The organism is Agaribacillus sp. DX54 (genome assembly GCF_056858335.1).
On the sequence record NZ_JBXEQE010000057.1, the window covers coordinates 1 to 13,033 of the forward strand.

15 protein-coding genes are annotated in these 13,033 nt (G+C 38.9%); 6 read left to right on the top strand and 9 right to left on the bottom strand.

Annotated features, from left to right (window positions below):
- Positions 1-641: 641 nt before the first annotated feature.
- From AC04NP_RS29430 to AC04NP_RS29440, 3 genes are all read right to left on the bottom strand, one after another.
- On the bottom strand, positions 642-3,026 hold the full coding sequence (locus AC04NP_RS29430) for a carboxypeptidase-like regulatory domain-containing protein (RefSeq protein WP_482863673.1): 2,385 nt from the start codon (positions 3,024-3,026) through the stop codon (positions 642-644).
- Between the two features lie 164 nt (positions 3,027-3,190).
- On the bottom strand, positions 3,191-4,015 hold the full coding sequence (locus AC04NP_RS29435) for a Fic family protein (RefSeq protein WP_482863674.1): 825 nt from the start codon (positions 4,013-4,015) through the stop codon (positions 3,191-3,193).
- 78 nt (positions 4,016-4,093) lie between these two features.
- On the bottom strand, positions 4,094-4,519 hold the full coding sequence (locus tag AC04NP_RS29440) for a helix-turn-helix domain-containing protein (RefSeq protein WP_482863675.1): 426 nt from the start codon (positions 4,517-4,519) through the stop codon (positions 4,094-4,096).
- Between the two features lie 188 nt (positions 4,520-4,707).
- Here AC04NP_RS29440 and AC04NP_RS29445 point away from each other — a divergent pair, with 188 nt between their 5' ends.
- The 3 genes from AC04NP_RS29445 to AC04NP_RS29455 all read left to right on the top strand — a co-directional run bounded on the left by AC04NP_RS29445 (position 4,708) and on the right by AC04NP_RS29455 (position 5,806).
- Entirely contained in the window at positions 4,708-4,983 is a 276-nt protein-coding gene (locus tag AC04NP_RS29445; protein ID WP_482863676.1) for a hypothetical protein, read from the top strand.
- Between the two features lie 207 nt (positions 4,984-5,190).
- Complete coding sequence (locus AC04NP_RS29450) at positions 5,191-5,655, top strand: helix-turn-helix domain-containing protein (protein ID WP_482863678.1); 465 nt, start codon at positions 5,191-5,193, stop codon at positions 5,653-5,655.
- A complete protein-coding gene (locus AC04NP_RS29455; protein WP_482863679.1) occupies positions 5,642-5,806 on the top strand; it encodes a hypothetical protein in 165 nt (54 codons plus the stop codon). The genes AC04NP_RS29450 and AC04NP_RS29455 overlap by 14 nt, the downstream gene beginning before the upstream one ends.
- Here AC04NP_RS29455 and AC04NP_RS29460 read toward each other — a convergent pair.
- Both AC04NP_RS29460 and AC04NP_RS29465 read right to left on the bottom strand, forming a co-directional pair.
- Positions 5,796-6,149: a cysteine hydrolase family protein gene (locus AC04NP_RS29460; RefSeq protein ID WP_482863680.1), complete on the bottom strand. Its 354-nt coding sequence runs from the start codon at positions 6,147-6,149 to the stop codon at positions 5,796-5,798. The genes AC04NP_RS29455 and AC04NP_RS29460 overlap by 11 nt on opposite strands.
- Positions 6,150-6,219: 70 nt before the next feature.
- The gene (locus AC04NP_RS29465) at positions 6,220-6,765 is read right to left on the bottom strand and encodes a TetR/AcrR family transcriptional regulator (protein WP_482863681.1); all 546 of its coding nucleotides are present in this window, start codon (positions 6,763-6,765) and stop codon (positions 6,220-6,222) included.
- Between the two features lie 347 nt (positions 6,766-7,112).
- Here AC04NP_RS29465 and AC04NP_RS29470 point away from each other — a divergent pair, with 347 nt between their 5' ends.
- Positions 7,113-7,868 (top strand): carbonic anhydrase family protein, encoded by a 756-nt coding sequence (locus AC04NP_RS29470; RefSeq protein ID WP_482863683.1) that lies wholly within the window; start codon positions 7,113-7,115, stop codon positions 7,866-7,868.
- Here AC04NP_RS29470 and AC04NP_RS29475 read toward each other — a convergent pair.
- Positions 7,848-8,105 (bottom strand): ABC transporter permease, encoded by a 258-nt coding sequence (locus tag AC04NP_RS29475; protein WP_482863684.1) that lies wholly within the window; start codon positions 8,103-8,105, stop codon positions 7,848-7,850. The genes AC04NP_RS29470 and AC04NP_RS29475 overlap by 21 nt on opposite strands.
- A gap of 791 nt (positions 8,106-8,896) precedes the next feature.
- On the opposite strand from AC04NP_RS29475, the gene AC04NP_RS29480 reads away from it, so the two are divergent.
- Positions 8,897-9,382 (top strand): hypothetical protein, encoded by a 486-nt coding sequence (locus AC04NP_RS29480; RefSeq protein ID WP_482863685.1) that lies wholly within the window; start codon positions 8,897-8,899, stop codon positions 9,380-9,382.
- A gap of 300 nt (positions 9,383-9,682) precedes the next feature.
- On the opposite strand, the gene aspS is transcribed toward AC04NP_RS29480, so the two are convergent.
- A complete protein-coding gene (aspS, locus tag AC04NP_RS29485; protein ID WP_482863687.1) occupies positions 9,683-11,431 on the bottom strand; it encodes an aspartate--tRNA ligase in 1,749 nt (582 codons plus the stop codon).
- An 81-nt stretch (positions 11,432-11,512) separates the two neighbouring features.
- Entirely contained in the window at positions 11,513-12,079 is a 567-nt protein-coding gene (locus tag AC04NP_RS29490; RefSeq protein WP_482863688.1) for an OmpH/Skp family outer membrane protein, read from the bottom strand.
- 270 nt (positions 12,080-12,349) lie between these two features.
- Between AC04NP_RS29490 and AC04NP_RS29495 the strand changes: the two genes are divergently transcribed.
- Positions 12,350-12,916 carry a tetratricopeptide repeat protein gene (locus tag AC04NP_RS29495; protein ID WP_482863690.1) on the top strand — a complete coding sequence of 189 codons (567 nt, stop codon included), beginning with the start codon at positions 12,350-12,352 and terminating at the stop codon, positions 12,914-12,916.
- Between the two features lie 8 nt (positions 12,917-12,924).
- Here AC04NP_RS29495 and AC04NP_RS29500 read toward each other — a convergent pair.
- On the bottom strand, positions 12,925-13,033 hold a 109-nt coding region (locus AC04NP_RS29500; protein WP_482863691.1), incomplete at its 5' end, for a sodium:proton antiporter.

Below are 13,033 nucleotides of genomic sequence, written 5' to 3' on the forward strand. Positions count from 1 at the left end.
GAGTATTTCTATTGATGTAATCCTCTATTGATTGCTTTTTTATTAAGTGAACTTTCATGTGTTATAACGTAAAAAGTGCTAAAAAGTTTCCTTTTGTGAAACTTTTTAATCATTGTCAAAAAAATACCCAGAATAAATCAGCCACAGTTTCCTGTTTAATTCCTAATACTGATGCATGCGGCCGATTCTTCTTCCGATGTGTTTAGACCGGGATTTGATTTTGTTTCCCATAAATCAAATATCTTTAATTCCAAGGTTTATACACAAAATCAGGACTTTGCATTGGGGAGGGGTAAAAGTGATGGAAAATACAACTTTATGTGGTTGGATACAAATAACTTTTACAGCTTCTTTGGTTATTAAAATTCGGGACTACCCTATTTTATTTTTGTGACGTTAAAAATTTTTTAAAATGGTCTTCGCAAAACATTCCTGCTTCTTGGGCAGTAACAGTAGGGCCTTCAGCAACAAATGTTTCATTGTCGCCGAGCCAATGCCGACATTCTTTTTTTAGCAATCATAGTTACCGCTCCAACTTGATAAATGTCATAAATGACTTTTAGCCTATCCTTTTTATATGTCTTGGATATGTCAGTTTTATAATAAAGGTTCATATTTTAATGCTCAGTTTGTATATTTTTTTAGGGTTTATTTCCAACAGTTTTAAGTACTTTTGCCCAATCCATTAATGTATTGCTCTTTTTAGTATCAAAATTGGCTCCGAAATTATTTATTTCACCTGGTTCATGATTGAAATAAAAGTATTCCCTAAACCCGAAATCGTTGTAGTTTTCGAATCTGGACGCATACCTTGGAAAATAATGTCCTTTGACATGCTCATACTCAATGGTAGTTTTAAAAATGAGGATAGGTTGTTCCGAGTCCAGATTCCTGAATGCTGTGCGGGAAATATCATTAATATCGCTGACAAGCTCAGATTCAATCTTGATAATTGCAAAATCCTCTGCGTTTATAAGTACATATCCTCTGAAAATTTTTGCACCATTCAAAGTGAAGTTTGATGTTTTAGGGCTAATTCTGTTACATACAAAGCTTATTTTATAAACCTCTTGATTATTCAGACTAAACACGTCTTCCAAATCAAAAGTGAAGAATTTATGTTTCTTTGGGTTAAGAAAACTGTTTTTCCGGTACAGGATCCAATCATTTAAACTGATCCCAATGAAATCATGAATGGTAGTTTTATAATTTTTATACTGGAATTTTTCCTCCTGCTCATTATAGACTCCTTTTCTGGCTTGTATCAATTCCCAGCCAGAATTGGGGGTTATACCTGAATAGCCGGAGGGGACATAATTTTTGGACAACCAATGGATTGAAGTAGGGCTGTTGTTAATTGAATCAAGAAGGACATTTTTTTGAAATACGAGGCTTGAAAAAGGGCCGTGATGAAAGTTTTCATCAATGCTTTCAATGGCTTCATTGAGTATCCCCAATGCGCTACTCTTTTCATCAGAGATGATAATTTCGGGGAGTTTTATCACTTTTTCATCAAGCGTAACGGTTAAAAACTCATTCTTACCAATATGCTTTAAGCAGAGCTCCTTCACTTCATAAGCCACATTTGAAATGGTGAGGGTATCAGAATTTGAATAAGGAATTTTAATGGAAAACTGACCTTTTTCATTGGAAACCACGCCATAAGCCGAACCTTTAATGGCCAGGGAACTAAATGGAATGGGTTGACCGGATTTATCTACCACCTGACCTTTTAATGTTACCCCTTTTTTACTTAACAACAACACTTGTTTTTTCTCTTGAGAAGATATAGTACCGGGCTTTTTGGGGATATCTGTGTCCTCTACTTTCGGGCTTTGCTCTAAAGAGGACGCAACCTTTGTTTTTGGAATAATTTCTCTTGAGAAAATGACCCAATCAAATACGGTTTGCCAATGGCCCTGGATAGGTTTTTCTTGAATAAAAACAGATGAGTATAAGGGATATTCATTGTCAAACGAAGTTAAATTGACCAATGCCGCATTGTTGATGCTACGGGAAAGTTTAAATTCAATACTGTTTTCAGGTAATTCCGGCATCGGACGTATACTACCTGACCAGCCATAGTGACCAGTGTATCCCATAGCGCCGATACTGATAGCCTCATCGCCGAAGTAGGAACCCATAGGTTTGAACCCCTGGATAGTAGGTTCCTTCAAATGATCAAGAGATTTGGCAAAATGCGCCGACGCTCCCCAACAAATAATTTTTGCCTCTGGAAACAATTGCGTGTAAAATTTAAGATTAGCAGACATTAGACTATCACGGGTATTAGCCATTTCCGGTTTCCAGCTTTCTTGGGTTTGATTAGCTATGCCTTCTCCTTTCATATAGCCATACGATCCTTCAATATTGTTTAATAGCTGCTGCCATACCAACCATTCATTTGTTTTGTCAGTTTTTTTGTTTGCCTTATCAAAGTAGTTTTTTACCCTGCTAAAAGTAGAAAAAAAATGATCGGGTTCCAGTTGAGAAACTTCAAATAGCGCCAAATCCTCACAGATGTCACGAAAGTCCATCATTACACTCGAATCGGGAGTTATGCCGACCCGGTTTAGTAACTGGTAAAGTTCAAGATCTATATCTCCATAATTTATTCCTGAAAACTTAGGATCGAATCCGATGAGTTTTATTTGTTCTCTGTTTTCATCTATTACATTAACAAGTGGCTGGAGTGAGGCCCCTAACCATACAGTATAAATGCTTTCTGAAAGAATAGCGTTGACATTTAAGCCCTTACTTAGCTTTTTATTTGCTATGTGCAGGTCATAAATGCCACTTTCAAAAGCAATCGTATTAAATCCCTGTTCCTTTATCAAATAGTCAATCACAATAGCACGAAGGGAGTCTATGTTAGCTTCCCCGTGAATTATATCACCTAAGAAAACGATTCTTTTATTCTCTAATGCCTTAGAAAATTCCTTGATATGCGCTGACTCCTTGAGTTCTTTACTCTTACTGAATTCAATCAGCTCATATTCCTGCGAATAAGACTTTAATGACATCATGATTGCCAGGAATAAAATTAGTTGTTTTGCGCGTGTAAAAATTGAAGGTAAGTTTAGGCTGACTGAATCATCAGGTAATATTTTCAAATTGGCCATCATTTGTGTTTTTATGTTTTAAACGCTGGTAATTGCATTTCAAGATTAAAAAATAACAAAAACTTTAGCTATGGTTGAGGATCCCCTGAATCGGCCTTTTCCAATGCGTCGATATATCTAACCTTGGCTTCTTCACGAGGCACTGTAAATGGAAAAAGCCCGTGTTTAATAAGGATTAAACTAGACAGTAGTCTCGCCACCCTACCGTTACCATCCTGAAATGGATGAATGGTTGTAAAAGCATGATGAAACCATGTTGCACATATCAAAGGATGAACGCTGTTTTGTTCGGCTTCGTTATAGATTGACACCAGATTATCCATTTCAGCCTGAACATGTTCCGGAGGGCAATACATCACTTTTGTTCCATCTTCCCGGGTAGGATTGTTTTCAAAGATTTTAAAATCCCCTTTTCTGAGATCTATATTAGTTTTATTTCCAAACTGGTCTGTACCTTCAGTATAATCCTGATTCCGGGTTACCAGAGCATGCAGTTCCTTAATGAAACCAATTGATAAATCTCTATTTTCCTTTACCACATCAAAAACAAAGTCAACGGCATTAAGATGATCTGATAAATGTGCAAGAAGTTTAGGAACAGGCACGTTTGTGTCATTGTGACTTATATATGATTCAATAAATCCTTTCTTGATGAAAGTTTCTGTTATCCCCTTCTCCAGGTCATACATGCGCTCTACGATACCAGTTTCGATGGCGTGTTCTCGTTTCAGTTCGGTGATAAACTCCTGATATTCTTGAGAATTATTTTGAAGTGCCTCTCTTCGGTGGTACCAGGATGGTGATAAATCATCAATTGTCGAAGTGTCACATTGAAGCCATGTGTTGCTCAATTCAATATGTTTCAAAAGTCGATGTACTTTTTGATTTGCCATATTTTCGCTTTAGAGCAAATTGACATCAATGCCTGTATATCCGAAAGGGTTTGTTTATTTCATGATTAAAAAGCTACTTCACTTCCGCTCTTCCAGAAGTTTTTGCAACATCGCCACCTTCTCCCGCTCACTTTTCAACAACTCTTCATACAATTTTTTGTTTTCTTCAATGGCTTCTACCCACTTATCAAGCAGGTTAAAAGTGCATTGATAATTCTGCACTGCTCCGTGATTCGTTGCACCTTCATAATTATTTTGGACAACGTTGAAAACAGTGGCTTGCTCGTCAAGGTTTTTAATAGCTTCTGTGTTGACGCCCAGAGCTTTGGCTACCCTATCCAGCATAACATCGTCAACATTCTCTTTTTGCTCGATTTTAGATACAGCCTGCTGACTTATGCCTAGTTTTTCGGCTACGGCCTCCTGTCTGATACCCAGTAGCTCGCGCATCTGCATAATCTTTCTTCCCATGTTAATTGGCTGTTGTTTGGTTTCGTGTTCCATAAACCAAATATATCAATTTCCGAGGTTGTTCCAAAGACCTTTACAGGTGGTTGTAAGATTACAATTGAGCGGTTGTAAAATTACAATTTGATGTCGTTGGATACAACCAACTTATGTGGCTTCTTTGATTGATTCCAATTCGCAGCTCCCCCATTTTTCTTTTTTAGATCATCTAAATTTTTTTAAAAATGGATAATACTTTTGAGCTTGCAATAACCCTGATCAAAGCGGAATTACAAAATCTAAAACTCATCGACGGCCTGAATCGGGCTGGCGTTGATGTCAGTGCTTATTTGCTGGACTTCAGTTCATTGATTTTAAAGATAATGGATTTTAAACATATAACTTCTGATGAGTTTTATGAATGGTACTTCTGCCACCAGAAGAAGCTGGTTGAGAATATTCATCCGGAAAATGATAAAGAATTTCGGGAGCGGGCTTTTAATTTTATGTTGATTTGGTAGTTAAAAAGCGGGAGTATAGCAAATAAGGATAACTAAGTTTTTGATAAAGTAAATACACATCTTGCCAGATGAGATATGCGAGATAGTATTTTTAACAGTTTTCGAGTCATTTTTTTGTGAGAAATTGCATGTAATAATTGAGCGAAATATATAACAAATGTTTCGTTTATATTTATGCGATACTTAAAGAAATGAAAAATAACAGTTATGTCCGAATTAAAATTGTATTCACCGCCTACTCATGAAGAAAGAAAATTAGCCCAGCAGGGATTTCAGCAACTAATAACATTAATGAATGAAATTAATCATCCTGAAAATGTCCCTGAAATCACCATCATGGAAACTGGTGAGCCAATAAAAATCCCATTTAAAGCATTAAAATTGTTAACAGAAATCCTGAAAAATTTCAGAGATGGCAATGCGGTTTCAATAGTACCCTTTGGTACAGCATTTACAACTCAAAAAGCAGCAGAATTTTTAAATTGTTCAAGACCACACGTCACAAAACTAATTGATGAAGGAAAACTAAAAGCCCAAATGGTAGGAAGGCACAGAAGAATACAATTAAATGACCTTGTCGCTTATAAAAAACAAATGATCAAAGAGCGAAAAACAGCATTAGAGGAATTGATGAAGGATTCAGAGGATTTGGGTTTGTATGAAACTGATTAACAGTGCGACGTTTACCGCTGTTCTTGATGCGAATGTGTTATACCCGGTTGTCATCAGGGATTATTTAATGTGGTTATCCGTTAAAGAATTGTATTCACCTAAATGGACTAATCAGTTGTTGGAGGAATTCGCAGATATCCTCAGTGGTTGATAGCATCACTCATGTGTTTTAAATTCATCAATGTACGTTGGCTAGCCTTCTGATCTCCTGCTCCACAAGCATCTTCAACAACCACTGGGATGAAATCTGGATCTGCACCATGTCTGACCGCCGGTTCCATACCAATTTTCGTTGCGACTCCTACAATGATGAACGAAGTCAAACCACAGTCTCTCAGCATTATTTTTAAAGGAGTACCTTCAAAAGCTGACATATTGATCTTATCCAGGATAGCTTCGTTTGCTTGTGGAACCATTTCTGGGCTCAAAGGGAATGAAGGGCTATGCTTCTCTGCCGTTACCATCTTGAGATGGATGAATTGTTGTGAACGCATGATAAAACTATTCGTGTGGAATAATTTTTGAAGAAGATGGGTGAGGCCCTGCTTTAACCAAACAAAATCTTTAAGCTATTCCTTTGATAAAGTTTAGCATGAAGGATTTCACCATATTATCCAGGGTATTTGGTTTTATAGCCGGTAATTCCCTGCAGACAATAGCAAAACCATGTATAAGCGAGTAGTATTGCAGAAACGCCATTTTATTGTCATTCGTGGTAATTTCTTTTAAAATATCCCTGATAACCAGGCTTACTTTTATTTTTATGGTTCCAATATCCGATTGACAATGGGCCGCGTTCAAAGAAAACATTAAATCATAATAGGCCTGTTGTTCAAAGGAAAACCGGATGTGGGCGATACTTATCTGTATCAGCTTGTCCTTCGGTGAGCTGAGACCAGCTATTGCTTTTTTATACTTTTCCTCCAGCATCGCAAACCCCTGCTTTTGAATCTCAAACAACAACTTATCTTTGCCACCAAAATCGGAATATATTTTAATGGTACTGTAACCAATGGCTTTGGATATTTCCCTGACCGATATATCCGCCCATCCTTTGTTGCTGGCCAGTTGAACGGTCTTTTCCAGGATGTCTGCTTTAGAAGCTTTCATAAAGCAAACATAACACTGTTATGCACAGTTGTCAATTGTTTATCGACAAAAAATGTTGCCGACGTACCCGCGGTTGACTTAAAATAGCTCTATGCAAATGCTGAAGGCTCAGGTCTTAACGGCAGCTTGGCTGCAGGCTACTGGTAAAGCTTTGGCTTCATGTACTATGATAAGTTATAAATCTTTTGTACGCTCTCAGTGTAGCAATATGAATAACAGTTTGTGTAAGAAAAAACTGCTAGAACATACTGAAACGGTGTTAATTAATTATGGATTTACGAAAATCAAAAGTTTGAAACCCATGAACTAAATGAGATAGTAATTGTTGTCTGCATAAAAAGATTACGATGAAACGAAATTTAGAACAACTAGGAGTACTATTTTTGACGCTGATGATGTTTTCCTGCGCCAATCAAAATCAAACAGCAGAGAAGGAACCGGTAAACGAAAATCCTTATGCCAATATAGAACCGTTGGTAGAAAAAATCTTAACGGCGGAGGAACAGGCCCAGCTAACGCCTGATGCAGTTATACAAAGTTTAAAGGAGGGCAATCAAAGATTTATTAACAATGACCTTACGGCAAGAGACCATGCCGAACAGGTGCGGAAAAGCACACATGGCCAATTTCCGAAAGCGGTGGTTCTTTCATGCCTGGATAGCCGCATACCTGTAGAGGATGTTTTTGATAAAGGAATAGGGGATATTTTTGTGGCAAGGGTAGCGGGAAATTTTATTAATGAAGATATTTTGGGCAGCATGGAATTTGGATGTAAAGTGGCCGGTTCCAAAATTATCATGATCATGGGTCATGAAAGTTGTGGGGCGGTGAAGGCCGCTATTGACAATGTTGAGATGGGTAACATTACCGGAATGCTTACCAAAATAAAACCTGCTGTGGAGAAATCACAGGACTTTGAAGGTAACAAAACTTCTAAAAATGGTGAATTTGTTTCACATGTTGCTGCAAACAATGTGAAATTAAACATTGAAGCGATCCGTGAGCGAAGTCCGATTTTGAAGGAGATGGAGGATAACAAAGAAATTAAAATAATCGGTGCTAAATATGATATGGATTCCGGTTTAGTCACCTTTTTTGATTGATGATTGTCTGAGATCATGTTTAATCAAAATCAAAAACACGGCCGATGAAATACCGGCTGAACCAAATATCATACACATTACCATGATCTGATACCTAGCAGCGATGAAGGGTGAAACACCCGACAGGATTTGACCTGTCATTATACCGGGAAGGGAAACCAGTCCCATGGCAAAAAGCGAATTTATAATGGGAATGAGTGATGCCTGAAGGGCGATCCAACTCGATGAAAACAGCATGACGGCCAGCACGGCAACAACGATTCGGGCATCATCACTCTCAAAAATATAGGCCAGAAAATAACCAATCAGTAGAAGCTAAATGAGCATCCGTGCAACTGCGTAGAGCGCATTCTTGTACTCAAGCTCCCATTTCCATAGAATTACAATCACCGCAATCACTGGCAGGAATGCCAGAGCGAGGTTGGCAAAGGGTATTATTTGAATCGAATCACTCATGATAGGTTGTTTAGTGGTTATTCTTTTTGCCAGGTTTTTTCCATAATAATAATGAAAAAATCTTCGAGCTCCCGGTAAGAAAGAAAATCAATCGTTAGCTATTTTATTCTCTTATTTTAAGCTATTTGATCCATTTGTAAAATGGTACTCCAGTGTTCTGTTCCGCTTATGATTTCACGCTAATATTGAAGATTTTCATGATTTTTACGGGTGTCTCTACCGTTAGTAGAAGAATCCGGAAGTAGAAGAAGCCACAAGAACCTGGCAGCTTAGGGCAGGAATTGCCAGCAGGAAAAGGTTTGAAATAAAAGCTGTCAAACAAAAAGTTCAAAAAGACTAAAAAAATGCTTGATCCCGTTTTTTTATACATTTTTTCGGTTTTTAAATCAGTCAAGTCTTAAAATTTGCCATATTCATTGATATTCAAATTTCCATTTTCTGAAATGCTTAATTTATTTTATTAAAATATTAAATGAGACTTCGGTTGGTCGGTTTTGTTATTTACCTTTACCCGCTGTATCCAAAATAAAAGTGGAAATTGAAGTTTAAACAACCTTAACAGTTACTAAAAAATGACACAATTACAATTGATCAAAACCTTTTTTTATGTTCTCCCATTTCTGTTATTAATGGCATGTGATAGTGATGACGACAGTTCGCCTAACAATATTGAACTCATCACGGCGCATTCATGGCGAGTAAATACATTTGACGTACAGGCATCAACTCTAGGTGAGCCTATATCGGATCAGTTACTGGCCCCTTTCGTGGATGATATATTGGCAAATTTACCATTAAACGGAACGATTACTTTTGAGGAGAATACTTTTACCATTGAAGATCAGGGAACCACTATTGAAGGAACCTGGAGTTTATCAGCGGATGAAACCGAGATAACCATGGTTTTAACTGCTTTAGCTGAAACATACACTTTTGAAATCAAGCAAATCACCTCTGAAAGTTTTGACCTTGTTTATACCACCACGCAGAATATTACCCTGTCTACCGGAGCTTTGTCTATCGACGTAGAGGCAACTGCCTTTTTAGTTGCTACATAAAACAACAACTGCAAGAGTAACCGGGCAACGGTTACCTCTTGTCGATGATGAACAAGCATTTGAAAAAGAGACAGCCGGGGGAGGGAGCACAAGCGGACGCGGGTGTTGCTGCACAACGTTTTGACCCTTTGTGTCTTTGTGGCTAACCATTGTTCATCACGGAGACACAAAGGCACAAAGAGACACAGCCGTTTTCGCCTATAAAATAAAAATACAAGCACATTTTTAAGTTATGCAACAGCTACCGGTGGGCTATATTATATATCCTCTCCCCTGATCCATGTGCCTTGCCATGCAACTTTAAATTTTCAGTGCAATACCTAATTCATCCAGTTGTTCTTTGGCGATTACAGAGGGAGAATCGATCATTACATCACGACCTGCGTTATTTTTGGGAAATGCAATAAAGTCACGGATAGAATCGGAACCTCCAAACAACGCACAAAGCCTGTCAAATCCAAAGGCGATGCCTCCGTGTGGAGGTGCCCCATATTCAAAGGCTTCCATCAAAAATCCGAACTGGGACTTTGCCTCGGCTTCCGAAAACCCCAGATGCCGGAACATGCTTTGTTGTGTGTCACGGTTATGGATCCGTATCGATCCGCCACCTAATTCAACACCATTTACAACCATGTCATAAGCATTGGCCCTCACCTTCCCGGGATCAGTATCCAGAAGTGGTATATCCTCGGCCATGGGAGAAGTGAAGGGATGATGCATGGCATGATATCGCTGGGTTTCCTCATCCCATTCCAACAATGGAAAATCCACCACCCAAAGCGGTGCGAAAGTGTCTTTATCCCTCAATTCCAGGAGGTCACCCAGATGCAGCCGCAGTTCAGAAAGCGCCTTTCTGGTATGATCGATGTCACCGGATAATACCAGCATCAAATCACCGGGAACTGCCTCAAACTTTTCGGCCCAGGCTTTCAAGTCATCCTGACCATAGAATTTATCCACTGAAGATTTGAAGCTGCCATCGGAATTATATTTTACATAAACCAGTCCTTTGGCACCCACCTGTGGTTTTTTCACAAAATCAGTTAAGGCATCCAGTTGTTTTCTGGAATAACCGGCGCAGCCACTGGCATTGATACCCACCACCAGTTCAGCCTGATCGAAAACATTAAAACCTTTGCCCTGGACAACCTTATTAAGCTCTACAAATTTCATATCAAACCGTGTGTCAGGTTTATCTGAACCATAGGTTTTCATAGCTTCGTGGTAAGACATGCGGGGAAAAGCTTCTAACGTTATCCCTTTGATATGATTGAAAAGGGATTTAATGAGTCCTTCAAAAGTTTCAAAAACATCTTCCTGGGTAACAAAAGACATTTCGCAGTCTATTTGCGTAAATTCCGGCTGCCTGTCAGCCCTTAAGTCCTCATCCCTGAAGCATTTAACGATTTGAAAATAGCGGTCAAACCCCGAAACCATCAACAGTTGCTTGAATGTCTGGGGAGACTGGGGCAAGGCATAAAATTCGCCATGATTCATTCGGGAAGGCACAACAAAGTCCCTGGCCCCCTCGGGTGTGGATTTTATCAGTACAGGCGTTTCTACCTCAATAAACGCCTGATCGTCGAGGAACGAGCGGGTTAACTGCATGAGCCTGTGCCTCAGTTCCAGGCTTTTTCTTACAGGATTTCTTCGCAGGTCAAGATACCGGTATTTCATACGAAGATCATCACCCCCGTCAGTATCGTCTTCAATGATGAATGGAGGAACCTTGGCCGGGTTTAACACAGTCAATTTGTTTACTTTCACTTCTATCTCACCGGTAGCCATGTTCTCATTTTTTGCAAAACGCTCGATCACCGTTCCCGAAGCCTGGATTACGTATTCACGGCCAAGCGTTTTGGCTGTCCTGATTAATGCTTCGGCGGTTTCACCTTCCTGAAAAATAAGCTGGGTTACTCCATAGCGGTCTCGTAAATCCACCCAAACCATACCCCCTTTATCCCTTAATTTTTGCACCCATCCGCAAAGTGTAACGGTTTCATTGGCATGTTGAATTCTCAACTCACCACAATTATATGTCCTTAACATGACATCAGTTTTTAAATCCGACCGCAAATTTAACAATAGTTTTGTCTTTTGCCCGATTTATTTCAAGAGAGATGATTGATACTATCTTACAATGTCATTCGGGTCGCCAAGGCCTAGCTTTTCAAGTACATAATCGGAGTAATCATGGACGGGATTGATATAAATAATATTCTGATCACCGGCTTTGTCAAAGACAGTCTGCAACTTGTATTCTTCAGCCACTTTTTCAATGGCTTCAAATAACCGGTCCTGAACTGTTTTTAAAATTTCCTTCTTCTTTTGAAAAAACTGCCCATCAATGCCGAAGATGCTGTGGCGATAAGCGTTTAGTGAATCGGATTTAGCCTTGATTTCCTCCATTCGCTTTGTTTTTTCTTCGAGTGACAATAAAACAGCCTCTTCCTGCAAATCATTTTGCAGGGTATCGATTTCCTGGTATTTAGTTTTAAGTTCTTCGGTCCAGGCTTCAGACAAGAGCGCTATTTCTTCCTGTGCCTTTTGGTAGTCCGGCATTTTACTTAAAATAAAATTAGTGTCGATATACCCCCATTTGTTTTGTTTGGGTACATCTTTTTTCTGAGCCTGAATGTTATCCACGAGGCTTACTAAAAAAATCAGGTAAAAGCAGAAGAAAACTATTTTTTTCATGCCGCAAAGATATATTAAATCAATAACTGACTCACGAGGTTATTTATTATTTGATCGTCACCATAATGTATACAGGCGGGCGGCTATATGGTTGGCAAATATAATCAGGCTTTGGCGGTATCTGGTGTATTAATGTGAAAAAAACAACGAAAGTAAAGAAATCAATGTAATTGTATCTGGCCCTTACAGGAATCAAATCATAACTGCGATGAAATAGACACTTTTATGCTAATTTTGTCCGTTAAAGGTTTATCAAATGATTACAATACGATGAAATCATCTTTAGAAAGAAAAAATAACGGTCAGGAGGCTGAACTGGCAAACCTCCGTACCCCTGGCAGATTGGTGCGACTGCTAACCGTGATAATGACGGTTGCTGTTTTATGGGCGGTAACACATTTGATTTTTGGTAACAAAGCATCCGGAGTAAGTCTGTATCAGGTTTATTTCCAGCCTTTTACTAATGTTTTGAAAACTGGTGACGGATATGATTACCAGAAATACCGCCATGCTATGGACTTGTACGAAAGTGGAAATTATAAGGCGGCGATGATAAAGTTTGAGGAGGCAGTGATTGACGATCCGGGCAATACCACATGGCAGTTTTATTATGCCATTTGTCAGCTTGCGTCGGGAAATACGGAATTTGCTATCGCTGATTTTCAGGAGGTGATGCAATTAAACGATCCTACTTTCTCAGACCCATCTGCGTGGTACCTCGGTCTGGCCTATGTAAAGGCAGGTCAAAAGGCAAAAGCTCAGAAGCTATTTAAAGCGATTGCGTCATCCGACTTACCCTACAAAAACAAGGCCGCAGAAATTCTGAAAAAGTTGTGACATCGGCTTTAGTAAAAGGCGAAAAATATCAGCCAGACAATGAAAAGTACAGGCAGCAATACAGGAATGGAGTATCGGATGATATAACCGAAAAATGAGGGCATTTTAATACCTATC